Source organism: Streptomyces sp. NPDC007905, from assembly GCF_042959345.1.
GTDB lineage: Bacteria > Actinomycetota > Actinomycetes > Streptomycetales > Streptomycetaceae > Streptomyces.
This window is the reverse complement of record NZ_JBIBKS010000001.1, coordinates 738,701-753,233: the sequence shown is the minus strand read 5'-3', so window position 1 is coordinate 753,233 and position 14,533 is coordinate 738,701. Positions and strand designations below refer to the sequence as shown.

The 14,533-nt window shown below is 70.9% G+C and carries 14 protein-coding genes, 1 tRNA gene and 4 pseudogenes; 12 read left to right on the top strand and 7 right to left on the bottom strand.

What is annotated here, in order from left to right:
- Window positions 1-140: 140 nt before the first annotated feature.
- Window positions 141-545, bottom strand: a pseudogene (locus tag ACFZDC_RS03620) (hypothetical protein); the annotation flags it as partial.
- A 174-nt stretch (window positions 546-719) separates the two neighbouring features.
- On the opposite strand from ACFZDC_RS03620, the gene ACFZDC_RS03615 reads away from it, so the two are divergent.
- From ACFZDC_RS03615 to ACFZDC_RS03595, 5 genes are all read left to right on the top strand, one after another.
- Window positions 720-1,739 carry a substrate-binding domain-containing protein gene (locus tag ACFZDC_RS03615; protein ID WP_391319689.1) on the top strand — a complete coding sequence of 340 codons (1,020 nt, stop codon included), beginning with the start codon at window positions 720-722 and terminating at the stop codon, window positions 1,737-1,739.
- On the top strand, window positions 1,739-2,815 hold the full coding sequence (locus ACFZDC_RS03610; protein ID WP_391319688.1) for an ABC transporter permease: 1,077 nt from the start codon (window positions 1,739-1,741) through the stop codon (window positions 2,813-2,815). The genes ACFZDC_RS03615 and ACFZDC_RS03610 overlap by 1 nt, the downstream gene beginning before the upstream one ends.
- 5 nt (window positions 2,816-2,820) lie before the next feature.
- Window positions 2,821-3,732, top strand: coding sequence for an ATP-binding cassette domain-containing protein (locus tag ACFZDC_RS03605; protein WP_391319687.1), 912 nt, complete (start codon window positions 2,821-2,823; stop codon window positions 3,730-3,732).
- Window position 3,733: 1 nt separating this feature from the next.
- Window positions 3,734-4,642 carry a TIM barrel protein gene (locus tag ACFZDC_RS03600; RefSeq protein ID WP_391319686.1) on the top strand — a complete coding sequence of 303 codons (909 nt, stop codon included), beginning with the start codon at window positions 3,734-3,736 and terminating at the stop codon, window positions 4,640-4,642.
- Between the two features lie 94 nt (window positions 4,643-4,736).
- The gene (locus tag ACFZDC_RS03595) at window positions 4,737-4,931 is read left to right on the top strand and encodes a hypothetical protein (RefSeq protein WP_391319685.1); all 195 of its coding nucleotides are present in this window, start codon (window positions 4,737-4,739) and stop codon (window positions 4,929-4,931) included.
- 268 nt (window positions 4,932-5,199) lie between these two features.
- Here ACFZDC_RS03595 and ACFZDC_RS03590 read toward each other — a convergent pair whose 3' ends face one another.
- Both ACFZDC_RS03590 and ACFZDC_RS03585 read right to left on the bottom strand, forming a co-directional pair.
- Window positions 5,200-6,204: a Gfo/Idh/MocA family oxidoreductase gene (locus ACFZDC_RS03590; RefSeq protein WP_391319684.1), complete on the bottom strand. Its 1,005-nt coding sequence runs from the start codon at window positions 6,202-6,204 to the stop codon at window positions 5,200-5,202.
- Between the two features lie 47 nt (window positions 6,205-6,251).
- The gene (locus tag ACFZDC_RS03585) at window positions 6,252-7,028 is read right to left on the bottom strand and encodes an oxidoreductase (protein ID WP_391319683.1); all 777 of its coding nucleotides are present in this window, start codon (window positions 7,026-7,028) and stop codon (window positions 6,252-6,254) included.
- A gap of 219 nt (window positions 7,029-7,247) precedes the next feature.
- Here ACFZDC_RS03585 and ACFZDC_RS03580 point away from each other — a divergent pair, with 219 nt between their 5' ends.
- Window positions 7,248-8,279: a substrate-binding domain-containing protein gene (locus ACFZDC_RS03580; RefSeq protein ID WP_391319682.1), complete on the top strand. Its 1,032-nt coding sequence runs from the start codon at window positions 7,248-7,250 to the stop codon at window positions 8,277-8,279.
- Here ACFZDC_RS03580 and ACFZDC_RS03575 read toward each other — a convergent pair.
- Entirely contained in the window at window positions 8,260-9,420 is a 1,161-nt protein-coding gene (locus tag ACFZDC_RS03575) for a Gfo/Idh/MocA family oxidoreductase (protein WP_391319681.1), read from the bottom strand. The genes ACFZDC_RS03580 and ACFZDC_RS03575 overlap by 20 nt on opposite strands.
- Window positions 9,421-9,607: 187 nt before the next feature.
- On the opposite strand from ACFZDC_RS03575, the pseudogene ACFZDC_RS03570 reads away from it, so the two are divergent.
- Window positions 9,608-9,733 (top strand): annotated as a pseudogene (locus tag ACFZDC_RS03570) (LacI family transcriptional regulator); the annotation flags it as partial.
- Here the strand turns inward: ACFZDC_RS03570 and ACFZDC_RS03565 are convergent.
- Window positions 9,723-10,067, bottom strand: a complete 345-nt coding sequence (locus ACFZDC_RS03565) for a cupin domain-containing protein (protein WP_391319680.1) — start codon at window positions 10,065-10,067, stop codon at window positions 9,723-9,725. The pseudogene ACFZDC_RS03570 and the gene ACFZDC_RS03565 sit on opposite strands and share 11 nt — an antisense overlap.
- A gap of 165 nt (window positions 10,068-10,232) precedes the next feature.
- Between ACFZDC_RS03565 and ACFZDC_RS03560 the strand changes: the two genes are divergently transcribed.
- Entirely contained in the window at window positions 10,233-10,745 is a 513-nt protein-coding gene (locus ACFZDC_RS03560; protein ID WP_391319679.1) for a hypothetical protein, read from the top strand.
- A gap of 119 nt (window positions 10,746-10,864) precedes the next feature.
- Here the strand turns inward: ACFZDC_RS03560 and ACFZDC_RS03555 are convergent.
- A pseudogene (locus tag ACFZDC_RS03555) lies at window positions 10,865-11,167 on the bottom strand (TetR family transcriptional regulator); the annotation flags it as partial.
- Between the two features lie 2 nt (window positions 11,168-11,169).
- Between ACFZDC_RS03555 and ACFZDC_RS03550 the strand changes: the two are divergent.
- The 4 genes and pseudogenes from ACFZDC_RS03550 to ACFZDC_RS03535 form a co-directional block, all read left to right on the top strand.
- Window positions 11,170-11,745 (top strand): annotated as a pseudogene (locus ACFZDC_RS03550) (MFS transporter); the annotation flags it as partial.
- 45 nt (window positions 11,746-11,790) lie between these two features.
- Window positions 11,791-11,864: transfer RNA gene (locus tag ACFZDC_RS03545), tRNA-Pro, on the top strand.
- A gap of 127 nt (window positions 11,865-11,991) precedes the next feature.
- Entirely contained in the window at window positions 11,992-12,624 is a 633-nt protein-coding gene (locus tag ACFZDC_RS03540) for a DUF1345 domain-containing protein (RefSeq protein ID WP_391319678.1), read from the top strand.
- 127 nt (window positions 12,625-12,751) lie between these two features.
- Window positions 12,752-13,684 (top strand): Dyp-type peroxidase, encoded by a 933-nt coding sequence (locus ACFZDC_RS03535; RefSeq protein WP_391319677.1) that lies wholly within the window; start codon window positions 12,752-12,754, stop codon window positions 13,682-13,684.
- Window positions 13,685-13,833: 149 nt separating this feature from the next.
- On the opposite strand, the gene ACFZDC_RS03530 is transcribed toward ACFZDC_RS03535, so the two are convergent.
- Window positions 13,834-14,532: an FCD domain-containing protein gene (locus ACFZDC_RS03530; protein ID WP_391319676.1), complete on the bottom strand. Its 699-nt coding sequence runs from the start codon at window positions 14,530-14,532 to the stop codon at window positions 13,834-13,836.
- Window position 14,533 lies beyond the last annotated feature (1 nt).

The following is a 14,533-nucleotide window of genomic DNA, read 5'->3' as shown; positions in this document are numbered from 1 at the left end:
CTGTTCGCCATGCTCCGCGACGGCACCTTCTACGAATCCCGGACACCGAAAGACGTCGAGCTCGCCGCATAACCTCAGCAACCCCGAACCACCCCAAACCCGACAGGAGTGCCTTGACGGAAGACATAGAGGCACCCCCCCCGGGGCGCCGCCTCGGCGACCGGTACGCCCCACCGGGCCTCGGCCGGGTCCGGGACGGGCCGTCGTACGGGCCGCACGCGCTCGGCGGAGAACTCCTCGGGCCAGTCGTACGCCGCCGCCTGCACGTCCCGCGGCAGGGCGAGGGTGGCGGCGCCGGTCTGGGCCGGGTCGGCCAGGACCCGTACGGCCTGGGGCGTGACGTCGCCGTATGCGATCAGTGCCTGGCCGATGCCCGCGACGTCGCCGTGCCCGAAGATGCCCCAGGTACCGACGATGATGTTCCAGGTGCCGGCGATCAGCCGGTGCCGTTCTGTGTCGCGTGCGGTGTACTGGGCGGACAGGAAGCGCACCAGCGCCTGGGCGACGGTCGGACGGCCCGTCGAAGCGCTCGTCGAGTGGCTCATGCCTCTCAGGTGTAGGGGCGGGCAGGCGGCACTGTCAACAGTTTGTACTTACATTCGGACCTGCTTGTGAAATGATGTCTTAACAAAGTCTTGACAGCGGGCCCGGCAGGGACTTGGATCCCGTCCCAACGCAACAGCGTCCCTTCCCCCGACCCACAGTGAGGTGCAGGAACGATGGACCGCTCTTCTCACTCCCGCTCCCGCAGACTGGCCCCCGTCGTGGCCGTGGCCGCTGCGGCAGCCCTCACCCTCGCGGGCTGCTCCAGCAGCTCCGGGGGGAAGAAGGCCGAAGAGGGAGGGTCGGGTGCCTCCGCGGGCAAGGCCAACACCCCCCGCATGACCGTCGCGCTGGTCACCCACCAGGCGCAGGGCGATACCTTCTGGGACATCGTCCGCAAGGGCGCCGAGGCCGCCGCCGCCAAGGACAACATCAAGCTGATCTACTCCTCCGACCCGAACGCCGGCACCCAGGCCAACCTGGTGCAGAACGCCGTCGACCAGAAGGTCGACGGGATCGCGATCACCCTGGCCAAGCCGGACGCCATGAGGGACGTGGTCAGCAAGGCCCACGCGGCGAAGATACCCGTGGTCGGCCTGAACTCGGGGGTCAGCGACTGGAAGAAGCTCGGCCTGCTGCAGTTCTTCGGGCAGGACGAGACGGTGGCGGGCGAGGCGTTCGGCAAGAAGCTGAACGAGGTCGGCGCCAAGAAGGCCGTCTGTGTGATCCAGGAGCAGGGCAACATCGGCCTCACCCAGCGCTGCGACGGTGTGAAGAAGACGTTTTCCGGCACGACTGAGACGCTGTACGTGAACGGCACCGACATGCCGTCCGTGAAGTCGACGATCACGGCCAAGCTCAAGCAGGACAAGTCCATCGACTACGTCGCCACGCTCGGCGCCCCCTTCGCGCTGACCGCGACGCAGGCGGTGGGCGACGCCGGCAGCAAGGCCAAGGTCGCCACCTTCGACCTGAACAGCCAGCTGACCAGCGCCATCCAGAAGGGCACCATCCAGTTCGCCGTGGACCAGCAGCCGTACCTGCAGGGCTACCTGGCGATCGACTCCCTGTGGCTGTACAAGAACAACGGCAACTACAGCGGCGGTGGGGAGCAGCCGGTGCTCACCGGCCCGGCCTTCGTCGACAAGTCCAACGTCGACCAGGTCGCACAGTTCGCCGCGAAGGGCACCCGGTGATGAGCATGGCCCAGCACGCCGAGCCGGCGGTGGGGACACCGCCGGCGCCCGGCCCCAGGCAGACCGACGGCCGCACCACCCGGCGCCCGCTGGCGCTCAGGCTGCTGGCCCGGCCCGAAGTGGGCGTCTTCCTCGGCGCCGTGGCCGTACTGGTCTTCTTCCTGATCGCCGCGCCCTCGCTCCGCCAGGGCAGCTCCATCGCCACGGTCCTCTATCAGTCCTCGACCATCGGCATCATGGCCCTCCCGGTGGCCCTGCTGATGATCGGCGGCGAGTTCGACCTGTCCTCCGGTGTCGCCGTGATCACCTCGGCGCTCGTCGCGAGCATGATCAGCTACCAGCTCACGATGAACGTGTGGGTGGGCGTGATCGTCGCGCTGTTCGCCTCGCTCGCCGTCGGCGCGTTCAACGGCTGGATGGTGGTCAAGACCGGATTGCCCAGCTTCCTGGTCACCCTGGGCACCTTCCTGATCCTGCAGGGCGTCAACCTCGCCGTGACCAAGCTGATCACCGGCAACGTCGCCACCGACGACATCAGCAACATGGACGGCTTCGGCCAGGCGAAGAAGATCTTCGCGTCCTCCGTCGACATCGCGGGCGTCGAGGTGAAGATCACCGTCTTCTACTGGCTGGCCTTCGCGGCCCTGGCCACCTGGGTGCTGCTGCGCACCAAGTACGGCAACTGGATCTTCGCCGTCGGCGGCAACAAGGAGAGTGCGCGCGCCGTCGGTGTGCCGGTGAACTTCACCAAGATCTCCCTGTTCATGCTGGTCGGCTTCGGCGCCTGGTTCGTCGGCATGCACAATCTGTTCTCCTTCAACACCGTGCAGTCCGGCGAGGGCGTCGGCCAGGAGCTGATCTACATCGCCGCCGCGGTCATCGGCGGCTGTTCGCTCACCGGCGGCTCCGGCTCCGCGATCGGCCCGGTCTTCGGCGCGTTCATGTTCGGCATGGTCAACCAGGGCATCGTGTTCGCCGGCTGGAACCCCGACTGGTTCAAGGCCTTCCTCGGCGTGATGCTGCTCGGCGCCGTCCTGATCAACCTGTGGGTCCAGCGCACGGCGACGCGGAGGTGACACCGATGACAGACAACGGAACCGGAACCCACGGCGCCGTCCTCGAGGACACCGTGCCCGCCCCCGACGGACCGATCGTCGAGCTGCGCAGGGCGGGCAAGTCCTACGGCAACATCCGCGCCCTGCACGGCGTCGACCTCAGGGTCCGCCCCAGGCGGGTGACCTGTGTCCTCGGCGACAACGGCGCCGGCAAGTCCACCCTCATCAAGATCATCTCGGGACTGCACCAGCACACCGAGGGCGCCCTCCTCGTGGACGGCACCCCGGTGCGCTTCGGCTCTCCGCGCGATGCCCTCGACAAGGGCATCGCCACCGTCTACCAGGACCTCGCCACCGTGCCCCTGATGCCGGTGTGGCGGAACTTCTTCCTCGGCTCCGAGATGACCAAGGGCCCCTGGCCCGTCCGCCGCCTCGACATCGCCCGCATGAAGGAGACCGCCGACCAGGAACTGCGCAACATGGGCATCGTCCTGGACGACCTGGAACAGCCCATCGGCACGCTCTCCGGCGGCCAGCGCCAGTGCGTGGCCATCGCGCGCGCCGTCTACTTCGGTGCCCGGGTGCTGATCCTGGACGAGCCGACCGCCGCCCTCGGGGTCAAGCAGTCCGGTGTGGTCCTGAAGTACATCGCCGCCGCCCGCGAGCGCGGCCTCGGCGTCATCTTCATCACCCACAACCCGCACCACGCCTACATGGTCGGCGACCACTTCAGCGTCCTGCGCCTCGGCACCCTCGAACTCAGTGCCGAGCGCAGCGAGATCACGCTGGAGGAGCTGACCAATCACATGGCGGGCGGCGCCGAACTCGCCGCGCTCAAGCACGAGCTGGCGCAGGTGCGGGGCGTCGACGTCGAGGAACTCCCGGAGGAGGAGGACCTCACCGCACCCGTGGCGAACGCCCCGGAAGGGACCACCTGACATGGTGAACCCCTCCTCCCTCGACCGCATCCGGGTCGGCTCCGCTCCCGACTCCTGGGGCGTCTGGTTCCCCGACGACCCGCGCCAGGTCCCCTGGGAACGCTTTCTCGACGAGGTGTCCGGGGCCGGCTACGACTGGATCGAACTCGGCCCCTACGGCTATCTCCCCACCGACCCGGCACGCCTGACGGACGAGCTGGGGCGGCGCGACCTGAAGGTGTCGGCCGGCACGGTCTTCACCGGCATGCACCGCGGCCCGTCCGTCTGGGAGGAGACCTGGGCCCACGTCAGCCAGGTGGCCGCCCTCACCCAGGCCATGGGCGCGCGGCACCTCGTCGTCATTCCCTCCTTCTGGCGGGACGACAGGACGGCCGTGCTCCTCGAACCGCCCGAGCTGACGCCCGAACAGTGGGCGCACCTCACCAAGGGCATGGAACGGCTCGGCCACGAGGTCAAGGAGACGTACGGCCTCGAACTGGTCGTCCATCCGCACGCCGACACGCACATCGACACCGAGGACCACGTCGAGCGCTTCCTCGACTCCACCGACACCGAGCTGGTCAACCTCTGCCTCGACACCGGCCACTACGCCTACTGCGGCGGCGACAGCGTCGAGCTGATCGAGACCTACGGCGGGCGCATCGGCTACCTGCACCTCAAGCAGGTGGACCCGGCGATCCTCGCGGACGTGGTCGCGAACGGGGTGCCCTTCGGGCCGGCGGTGCAGCGCGGAGTCATGTGCGAACCCCCGTCCGGAGTCCCCGAGTTGGGCCCCGTCCTGGAGGCCGCGCAGCGTCTCGGGGTGGAACTGTTCGCGATCGTCGAGCAGGACATGTACCCGTGCGAGCCGGACAAGCCGCTACCCATCGCGGTGCGGACGCGCAGGTTCCTGAGGTCGTGCGGGGCCTGAGGGGTTGGTCCGAGGTGTGCAGGGAACCAACGGGGGCATGCGGGCGTTCTGACTGTCGACGGGGGAACGCCCGCAAGGACGGGAGGACGACCGCATGACACACCGTACGGAACCCCGAAAGTCGCCTCAGGAGGCCGCCGAGACGGCCGCCCCGCGCCCCAGCCGCTTCAGCCACCTGCCCGAGCGGATACGCCCGCAGGACACGGTGGAAACCAGGCCGGCGACCCTGCCGGACCCGGCACGGGACCGGTACAGCGCGGACGAGTGGCTGGTGCGGTACTGCCTTTGAACCCTGTGCGCAGGGGGAGTTGACGCCCTGTCAGGACCAGGGCTTGCTCGGCGCTCCTTTGGGCTAGGGTGCCGTCGAGAGTCGGTACGGGGGAGGGGGCCGCCGTGGCACCACAGACGGGTTCCGGTGGCGCGCAGCCCAAGGTGCCGGCACCTCCGATCACCGGACGCTGAGCGACGTCGGAATACGGCCCGGGGCGAGTCTTGTGGCCGCTCGTCTCGGGTGAGAGACAGGACGGGGTCACCGACTCGCCCCGCTGCGCCCGCCGTCAGGCGCCCCGTGCTTCCGCGACGGTCACCGGACGGTGCTCGTGCAGGGACAGGGTGCAGGCCTCGGCGATCCAGCCGGCCTCCAGGGCGTCCTCGACGGTGCACGGGGAGGGGCGGGTGCCGGCCACGACCTCGGTGAACGCGGTGAGCTCGGCGCGGTAGGCGGTGGCGAAGCGGTCCATGAAGAAGTCGTGCGGGGTGCCCGCCGGGAAGGTCACTCCGGGCTCGACCGAGCGGAGTGGGAGCTTGTCGTCCAGGCCGACCGCGATCGAGTCCTGGAAGCCGTGGAGTTCCATGCGGACGTCGTAACCGCGGGGGTTGTGCCGGGAGTTGGAGACCACCGCGATCGTGCCGTCGTCCAGGGTGAGGATCGCGCCGGTGGTGTCCGCGTCGCCCGCCTCCCTGATGTAGTCGGCGCCCCGGTTGCCCCCCACCGCGTACACCTCGGTGACCTCGCGGCCGGTCACCCAGCGGATGATGTCGAAGTCGTGGACGGAACAGTCCCGGAAGATGCCGCCGGAGGCGGCGATGTACGCGGCCGGCGGCGGCGCCGGGTCGAGGGTCGTCGAGCGGACCGTGTGCAGCCGGCCCAGCTCACCGGCCTGGACGGCGGCCCGGGCGGCGACGAAGCCCGCATCGAAACGGCGGTTGTAGCCGATCTGGATCGGCACGGCGCTGCCCTGCACGGCGCGCAGCACTTCGACGCCCTCCGCCATCGTGCGGGCGACGGGCTTCTCGCAGAAGACCGGTACGCCCGCCTCGACACCGGCCCGGATCAGCGCCGGGTGGGCGTCGGTGGCGGCCGCGACGACCAGGCCGTCCACGCCGGCGGCCAGCAGTGCCTCCGGCGAGTCCGCGACCTCGGCCCCGAACCGCTCGGCGGCGGCGTTCGCGGCATCGGTGAACGGATCGCAGACGACGAGCGAGTCGACGGCGTCGAGCCCGGAGAGGGTCTCGGCGTGGAAGGCGCCGATGCGGCCGAGGCCGAGGATTCCCATGCGCATGAGGTGCAACTCCTAAAGTGCGGTGGTGCCGAAGGCCGAAGGGAGAGCTAGTCGAGGCCGCCGAGCACGTTCTGGTCCCAGTCGATCACCGAGCCGGTGACCACGCCCGAGCGGTCGGACAGCAGGAGGACCACAAAGTCGGCGATCTCGTCCGGCCGGCCGAGCCTGCCCATCGGCAGCCGGGCGGCGGCCTGCTCCCGCCAGTCGTCGCCGGCGCCGTGGAAGGCGCGCTGGGTGGCGTCCTCGCCCTCGGTCGCGGTCCAGCCGATGTTCAGGCCGTTGATCCGGATCCGGTCCCAGCGGTGTGCGTGCGCCGCATTGCGGGTCAGGCCCATCAGACCGGCCTTCGCGGCGACGTACGGCGCCAGGAACGGCTGCCCGCCGTGCGCCGACGAGGTGATGATGTTGACGATCGTGCCGGGCGCCTTGCGGGCCACCATGTCGGCGACCGCCGCCTGCATGGCGAAGAACGGCCCCTTGAGGTTGATCGCGATGTGCGCGTCGAACAGCTCAGGCGTCGTGTCCAGCAGCGTCCCCCGGGAGGTCAGCCCCGCCGAGTTCACCAGACAGTCGATCCGGCCGTGCGCGTCGACCACCTCGGCCACGGACGCCTTCGCCTGTTCGGCGTCCGCCAGGTCGGCACGGCCGAACATCGCCTTGCCGCCGGCCGTCGCCAGCTCGGCCACCAGCGCCTCACCGGGTTCCGTACGACGGCCCGTGACCGCCACCGCGGCGCCCTCCCGGACGGCCGCCCGCGCGATCGCCGCGCCCAGCCCCTGGCTGCCGCCGTTGACCAGGACGACCTTGTCGTCGAGAAGTCCCATGTCCCGCCGGGTTCCTTTCTCCGACCAGCGCGCGGAAGTCGTCGAGGTCGCAGTCCCGCTCGGACCACCAGGCCCGGCCTGCGGCAGTGGTGAGGGACATCGGCGTCCTTCTTTCCGTCAAGGAAGCCACGTGGCCCACGCGGCCCTGTCATTCTTGTCAGTACAAACCCCTCGAACAACCAGCAGGCAGCCATCAAAAAACCTTCAAGGAGTCGGTTCATGGGCCACCCGTTCCCCCTCCGGGAGATCGCACGTCAGGCAGGCCTCAGCGAGGCCACCGTGGACCGCGTGCTGAACGGCAGGGGAGGGGTGCGGGAGAGCACCGCCCAGGAGGTGCACCGGGCCATCGCCGACCTGGACCGGCAGCGCACCCAGGTGCGGCTGGTCGGCCGTACGTTCATGGTCGACATCGTGGTGCAGGCGCCCGAGCGGTTCACCACGGCCGTGCGGGCCGCTCTGGAGGCCGAGCTGCCGTCGCTGCACCCGGCCGTGGTCCGCTCCCGCTTCCACTTCCGTGAGACCGGGCCGGTGGCCGAGCAGGTCAGGACGCTGGACCGGATAGCCCGGCGGGGCTCGCAGGGCGTGATCCTCAAGGCACCCGACGTCCCCGAGGTCACCGCCGCCGTGGGCCGGCTCACCGCGGCCGGTATCCCGGTCGTCACGCTCGTCACCGACCTGCCCGCCAGCGGCCGCCTCGCCTACGTCGGCATCGACAACCGGGCCGCGGGGGCCACCGCCGCCTATCTGACGGGCCAGTGGCTCGGCGACCGGCCCGGCAACGTCCTCACCAGCCTCAGCAGCGGTTTCTTCCGCAACGAGGAGGAGCGCGAGATGGGTTTCCGCGGCGTCATGCGGGCGAGGCATCCCGGGCGCACCCTGGTCGAGATCGCCGAGGGGCAGGGCCTGGACGCCACCCAGTACGACCTCGTCCGCGCCGCCCTGGAACGCGATCCGGAGATCCGGGCGGTGTACTCCATCGGCGGCGGCAACAACGCCACCCTGCGCGCCTTCGCCGACCTCGGCCGCGACTGCGCGGTGTTCGTCGCCCACGACCTCGACCACGACAACACCCGCCTGCTGCGCGAGCACCGCCTGTCCGCCGTCCTGCACCACGACCTCGGGCACGACCTGCGCGAGGCCTGCCGCGAGGTGATGCGTTTCCACGGGGCCCTGCCGCCCGCCGGACCGGTCCTGCCGTCCGCGATCCAGGTGGTCACCCCGTACAACATGCCTACGACACCGGCAGGTTGACCCACGCCCCGCTCTCGGCCGACACCGCCATGGCGTCGAGCACGGCGGCACTGTGCACCGCGTCCGCGAGGGTGGTGCCGTACGGCCTGCCCTCGGCGATCGAGCGCAGGAAGCGGTACGCCTCGATGACCTTCAGGTCGTCATAGCCCATCGCGTTGGCCGCGCCCGGCTGGAACGCGGCGAACTCGCCGTCGCCCGGGCCGACGTACACCGTGCTCACCGGCTGGTCCTGGTACGTCGTACCGCGGCTGATCGCCAGCTCGTTCATCCGGCGGAAGTCCCAGAACACCGCGCCCTTCGAGCCGTGCACCTCGAAACCGTAGTTGTTCTGCTCGCCGACCGAGACCCGGCAGGCCTCCAGGACACCCCGGGCGCCGGAGGCGAAGCGGAGCAGGCAGTTGACGTAGTCCTCGTTCTCGACCGGACCCGGCTCGCCGCCCGAGGCGAGGGCGTGACCTGCTGTGGCGCCCGTCGGGCGGGCTCGCTGCGGGACGAAGACGGCCGTGTCGGCGGTCAGGGAGGCGATGTCGCCGAGCAGGAAGCGAGCCAGGTCGGCGCCGTGCGAGGCCAAATCCCCGAGCACCCCGCTGCCGCCGCGTTCGCGCTCGTAACGCCAGGTCAGGGCGCCGTCCGGGTGGGCCGCGTAGTCGCTGAACAGGCGGATGCGCACATGTGTGGCCGTGCCGATCTCCCCGGAGGCGATCAGGTCGCGGGCGGCCTCCACGGCGGGCGCGTTGCGGTAGTTGAAGCCGACCGTGCCCTGCACGCCGGCCTTGGCGACCGCGCCGGCCACCGCCCGGGCGTCCTCGCCGGTCAGGCCCACCGGCTTCTCGATCCAGAGGTGCTTGCCGGCCTCGGCCATGGCCACGCCGATCTCCCGGTGCAGGAAGTTGGGCGCGGTGACGCTGACGGCCCGTACCCGCGGATCGGCGGCCACCTCGCGCCAGTCGCGGAGGGCGGAGGCGAACCCGAACCGCTCGGCGGCCTCCTCGGCCCGGCCCGGCACCTCCTCGGCGACCGTCACCAGTTCCGGCCGCAGCGGCAGCTGCGGAAAGTGATGCCGGACGCGGGCGTACGCCTGGGTGTGCACCCGCCCCATCCAGCCGAACCCGACGACGGCGACACCGAGCGCGTCCACCATGACAGCCCCTCTTCGGACCGATCCAGTTCCTGTCGGGGTCACCATGTCCGGACATGAAGTGGCTGTCAACCGGCCGTCCGGGAAGGGGACTACCTGCCGAACGCGGCCATGCGCAGCCTGCGCGAACAGCGCACCCTCCCCCTCTCGGATGCGCTCGAGCAGGGGAGCCCCATCGTCGGCGTCCTTCGGCCGGCGCGCGGCCCGCTGCCTGCTGGACCGCTTCGAGCGCCCCGGCGACGGACGCCTGCACCTGGCCGTACCGACCCTGGAGGTCCGGGGTACGACGGCGGCGCCACCCGGCCTCACAGGTTGATCGCGTACGCCTTGCGCAGCGTCTCGTGCACGGTCCACGTCGTACGGTCGCCCGCGCGCAGCACCGCCATGTCGCCCGGCCCCACCGTCAGCGCCGGCCCGCCTTCGACCTCGATCGTCGCCGAGCCGCTGATCACCACGAACAGCTCGTCGGCCTCGGTGTCCGTGACCACGCCCGGCGTGATCTGCCAGATCCCGCGGATCTGCCGGCCGTCCGCCGACTCCCAGACCACCCTGCCGGTCACCTCCGGGTCGCCGGAGACGATCTGCTCCGGGTCGAGGGGCTCGGGTTCGAGGCCGGCGTCGGGGATGTGGAGCGCGAAGCTGTGCGTCATGGGGCGACCCTAGCCACGTCGTCGGGCCCCGGGGCGTCGACAGAGTGTGCGGGATCGGCGTGGGCGCGCGGACACTTCGTCGGGGAGGAAGGACGAAGTGGCGGGGCCGCGCGGCTCAGGCGATCGTGGGTGCAACCGTCACCGTACGCCGCGAAGGGAGCAGCCATGGCGGACAGCACGGAGCCCGTCCCCGAGCGGTCCGCACACGACACCCGGTCCCAGACCCTGTTCGGAGGCGTCTACGGCTCGGTCCTGGCCAGCGCGATGGTCGCGGCACTCATCCAGTACGGGCACACCACGCGGGAAAGCCGGCTCTACGACGCCACCTGGCTGCTGGTGACCGGGTTCGCCTCCGCGCTGGCCCACGGCTACGCCCACTACATCGCCGAACGCGGCCCCCGCCCCCGCAGGGAGGCCCTGCGCGTCCTCGTCCGCGAGTGGCCGCTCGTCGTGGCCGTACTGCCCACTGTCCTGATCCTCGCGGGAGCCGGCTGGGGCTGGTGGCCCGCCCGCAACATCGAGTTCGCGGTCTTCTCCTTCAACATCGCCCTGCTGTTCGCGCTGGGCCTGGTCACGGCCCGGTGGGCGGGACGCGCCTGGGCCGTCGCCGTGGCCACCGGAGTGGGGGACGCCCTGCTCGGTGCGGTCGTGGTCGTGGCGAACGCGTTCATCGAGTAGTCCGGGGGACGGGGCGCGACCTCGGCCGCCGGGAGCGGCCGGAGAGTCCGGATGGCCAGGACGGTCACCGGACGCACCGCGGCCGCGCTCGCCCCCGAGCACCCGCTCACCGGCTGACCTCAGCGGCCCGGGCGCACCCCGTCCAGGGCGATCGACAGAACCCGGTCGCGCTGGGCGTCGTCCTCGAAGGCCGGCGCCGTGATGCCGGCGACCATCCGCAGCAGGTCGCCGAAGTCCATGTCCGCCCGGGCCACGCCCGCCTTCTGGGCGCGCTCCAGCAGCGGGCCGCCGGCCGCGTACAGGGACTCGCGGCAGGCCATGAAGATGTCCGACTCGTCGTTCAGGGCCTCGCGGACCGCGCGCTTGGTGACCATGTAGCCGGCGAATCGGTCCAGCCAGGCCGTCAGGGCCTCCCACGGCTCGCCTGCCGGGCTTCGTCCAGACACCGTCCGCGGCCGGCTACGGCTTCGGTGCGAGCGTCACCGAGTCCGGCCTGCTCATGCTGCCGATGCTCCTCGCGATGTTCCTCTCGGGTGTCCTCTCCGGACGGCTCGAACCCCGTGTCGGCGCCAAGACGTTGCTCACCGCGGGCGCCGCACTGGCCTGCGGCTTCCTGACCCTCTGGCACACCGCGCAGTGGCAGATCGCCGTGGTCGCGGGCCTGTTCGGCCTCGGCATCGGACTGGCCTTCGCCTCCATGGCCAACCTGATCGTGGGCAGCGTCCCGCCCGAGCAGACGGGCGCGGCGACCGGCATGAACGCCAACGTCCGCACCATCGGCGGCTCCATCGTCGCCGCCCTCACCGGCGTCCTGGTCACCGGCCGCCTCCAGCCCTCCGGCCTCCCCTACGCCTCCGGCTACACCCACGGCTGGGCCCTGCCCGCCCTGCTCTGCCTGGCCGCGGCAGGCGCCGCCCTCCTCGTCCCCGTCCGCCGCACCAGCCGAGCGGCCGGCGCCGTCACACCGGATACGACACGGGCACCCGTGCGCGTGCGGTAGGGTTGACCTGCGTGATCACGCGGAACACTCCGCGTGAGTCCGCAACGGGACGTGGCGCAGCTTGGTAGCGCACTTGACTGGGGGTCAAGGGGTCGCAGGTTCAAATCCTGTCGTCCCGACTTGCGAGACGCAGGTCAGGGGTCGTGCCGCAGCAATCCGGTACGGCCCCTTCGCCGTATGCGGCAGGCCGGCCACCCCCTTCGTGCCGTTTGTCCCGGTCACGGGACGGAACTACTCTGGTGGCGCATGAGGATCTCGCTGCCGCTGGACGCCGTGCCCCGCCTCATCGGTGCCGTGGTCCTCGGGGCCGTGGTCGGCGTGGTCGTCGCACTGCCGAGCCGGGTGCCGCTGGGTGCGCTGGCCGGGATCGCCGCGATGCAGCTGGCCTTCGTCGTGCCCGGCTGGTTGGTGCTGTGGCCCATGGACGCCACGGCCACCCACCGCAACGCCCGGCGAGAGGACTTCCGGCCCCTCACCGAGGAACTGGTGGTGGTGGCGGTCACTGTGTGCGGCCTGGTCGCCATCATGCTGCTCCTCCTGCTCGGCCCGTCCGACACCGGCCACGCCGGCGCCGCGATCGCGCTGCTCGGCGTGTTCATGTCCTGGGCCGCGCTGCACCTGATGTACGCCGCCCGCTACGCCTACCTCTACTACGCCTTCGAGGGCGGGATCGACTTCAACTCGGACCAGCCGCCGGCATACCGCGACTTCTTCTACTTCAGCTACAACCTCGGCATGACCTACCAGGTGTCCGACACCGCCGTCTCGAATACGCGCATCCGCTCGATCGTGCTGCGGCACACCCTGCTGTCGTACGTCTTCGGCACGGGAATTCTCGCCAGCGCCATCAACCTCGTCGCCGGACTCGTCACCCGCTGACGCGGGGGCCCGGCAGGAGCCGAACCTCGTTCCCGCGCGGTTTCGCCCCGGACGCAGCAGCATGGGAAGAGGGGCGTACCGCCCCGCGCACGACGGGGTCAGCCGCATCTCACGAGGAGGCCAGGGCGTGCTCGAATCGCAGCCCGTGATCGTCGAACCGGCCAGAACCACCGTGTTCCTCGTGGTCACGATCGCCCCGGGCCGCGAGGAGACGGTCCGTGACCTGCTGCAGGATGTCTCCGGCCTGCGCCGCTCCGTCGCCTTCCGCGCTCCCGACGAGCAGCTCAGCTGTGTCGTCGGCATCGGCTCCGCGGCCTGGGACCGGCTCTTCAGCGGCCCGCGTCCCCGGGCGCTGCACCCGTTCGCCGAACTGAACGGCCCACACCACCGGGCCCCGGCCACCCCCGGAGACGTTCTCTTCCACGTGCGGGCCCGCCGTATGGACCTGTGCTTCGAGCTCGCCCGGCTGATCACGGAGCGGCTGAGCGGCGCGGTCACGGTGGTGGACGAAGTCCATGGCTTCAAGTTCTTCGACGAGCGCGACCTGCTCGGTTTTGTGGACGGCAGCGAGAACCCCGAAGGACGGCTCGCGGTCGACGCGGTGCTCATCGGCGACGAGGACCCCGCGTTCAGCGGGGGCAGCTATGTGGTGGTGCAGAAGTACCTGCACGACATGACGGCGTGGAACGCTCTGTCCTCGGACGAGCAGGAGAAGGTCGTCGGGCGGACCAAACAGGCCAATGTCGAACTCCCCGACGACGTCAAGCCCGCCGACTCCCACGTGGCCCTCACCACCGTCACCGACGAGGATGGCAACGAGCGCAAGATCGTGCGCGAGAACATGCCGTTCGGCTCGCTTTCGGAGGGCGAGTTCGGCACGTACTTCATCGGCTACGCGCGCACCCCGGACGTGACCGAGCACATGCTGCGGAACATGTTCCTCGGCGACGGCCGAGCCGGGCACGACCGCATCCTCGACTTCTCCACCGCGGTCACCGGGTGCCTGTTCCACGTCCCGACCGTGACGTTTCTCGACGACCTCCCCGCCGCCCCCGGCTGAGCCCCGACGCGCCCCGGTGCCACCGCTGTTCGGACCCGGCGCGACCGTCCGGCCTCCGGTCCCGGCACCGACCGGCCCCCGTTCGAAAGGCACGCTCGCCCGGCACCCGCACGGCCGACGCCGGCGTCCCGGGCCGCCTGGAGGCCGGTTCAGTCCCGTGCCGCCCACAGGCTGCGTACGTGCCCCAGGTGCCGCGTCATGATCTCGCGCACGGCCTTTTCGTCGCGTTCCAGCAGTGCGTCCAGGAGTTCCAGATGTTCGTCGGCCGAGGCCGGCAGGCGACCCGTCTCGACCAGGGCCGTGAGGCCGTAGAGGCGGGAGCGGCCGCGCAGGTCGGCGACCACCTCGACCAGGTGGGCGTTGCCTGCCAGGGCCAGCAGCCCGAGGTGGAAGCGGGTGTCGGCCTCGACGTAGGCGATCAGGTCGCCCGCCGCGGCCGCGGTGACGATCTCCCGCGCCGCCGGGCGCAACGCCTCCAGGGAGACCCGGTCGGCCGTGCGGGCCAGGTCCACCACCGTGGGGATCTCGATGAGCGCGCGGATGTGGGTGTACTCGTCCAACTGCCGCTCGGAGACGGCGGTGACCCGGAAGCCCTTGTTGGGCACCGTGTCGACCAGGCCCTCCTTGGCCAGGTCCAGCATCGCCTCCCGCACCGGCGTCGCCGAGACACCGAAGCGGGAGGCGAGCGAGGGCGCCGAGTAGACCTCGCCCGGCCGCAGTTCGCCCGCGATCAGCGCGGCCCGCAGCGCGTCGGCGACCCGCTCGCGGTAGCTGCTCCGCCGACCGCCAAGGCGGGGGAGCACGGGCGCGTCCGCATCCTGCGGCTTCTGTGCCATGTCACGCATCATC

Bases quoted from the DNA above. Each gene is read 5' to 3' on its own strand.
- ACFZDC_RS03615 (WP_391319689.1), top strand. From the start codon at position 720: ATGGACCGCTCTTCTCACTCCCGCTCCCGCAGACTGGCCCCCGTCGTG.
- ACFZDC_RS03610 (WP_391319688.1), top strand. From the start codon at position 1,739: ATGAGCATGGCCCAGCACGCCGAGCCGGCGGTGGGGACACCGCCGGCG.
- ACFZDC_RS03605 (WP_391319687.1), top strand. From the start codon at position 2,821: ATGACAGACAACGGAACCGGAACCCACGGCGCCGTCCTCGAGGACACC.
- ACFZDC_RS03600 (WP_391319686.1), top strand. From the start codon at position 3,734: ATGGTGAACCCCTCCTCCCTCGACCGCATCCGGGTCGGCTCCGCTCCC.
- ACFZDC_RS03595 (WP_391319685.1), top strand. From the start codon at position 4,737: ATGACACACCGTACGGAACCCCGAAAGTCGCCTCAGGAGGCCGCCGAG.
- ACFZDC_RS03590 (WP_391319684.1), bottom strand. From the start codon at position 6,204: ATGCGCATGGGAATCCTCGGCCTCGGCCGCATCGGCGCCTTCCACGCC.
- ACFZDC_RS03585 (WP_391319683.1), bottom strand. From the start codon at position 7,028: ATGGGACTTCTCGACGACAAGGTCGTCCTGGTCAACGGCGGCAGCCAG.
- ACFZDC_RS03580 (WP_391319682.1), top strand. From the start codon at position 7,248: ATGGGCCACCCGTTCCCCCTCCGGGAGATCGCACGTCAGGCAGGCCTC.
- ACFZDC_RS03575 (WP_391319681.1), bottom strand. From the start codon at position 9,420: ATGGTGGACGCGCTCGGTGTCGCCGTCGTCGGGTTCGGCTGGATGGGG.
- ACFZDC_RS03565 (WP_391319680.1), bottom strand. From the start codon at position 10,067: ATGACGCACAGCTTCGCGCTCCACATCCCCGACGCCGGCCTCGAACCC.
- ACFZDC_RS03560 (WP_391319679.1), top strand. From the start codon at position 10,233: ATGGCGGACAGCACGGAGCCCGTCCCCGAGCGGTCCGCACACGACACC.
- ACFZDC_RS03540 (WP_391319678.1), top strand. From the start codon at position 11,992: ATGAGGATCTCGCTGCCGCTGGACGCCGTGCCCCGCCTCATCGGTGCC.
- ACFZDC_RS03530 (WP_391319676.1), bottom strand. From the start codon at position 14,532: ATGATGCGTGACATGGCACAGAAGCCGCAGGATGCGGACGCGCCCGTG.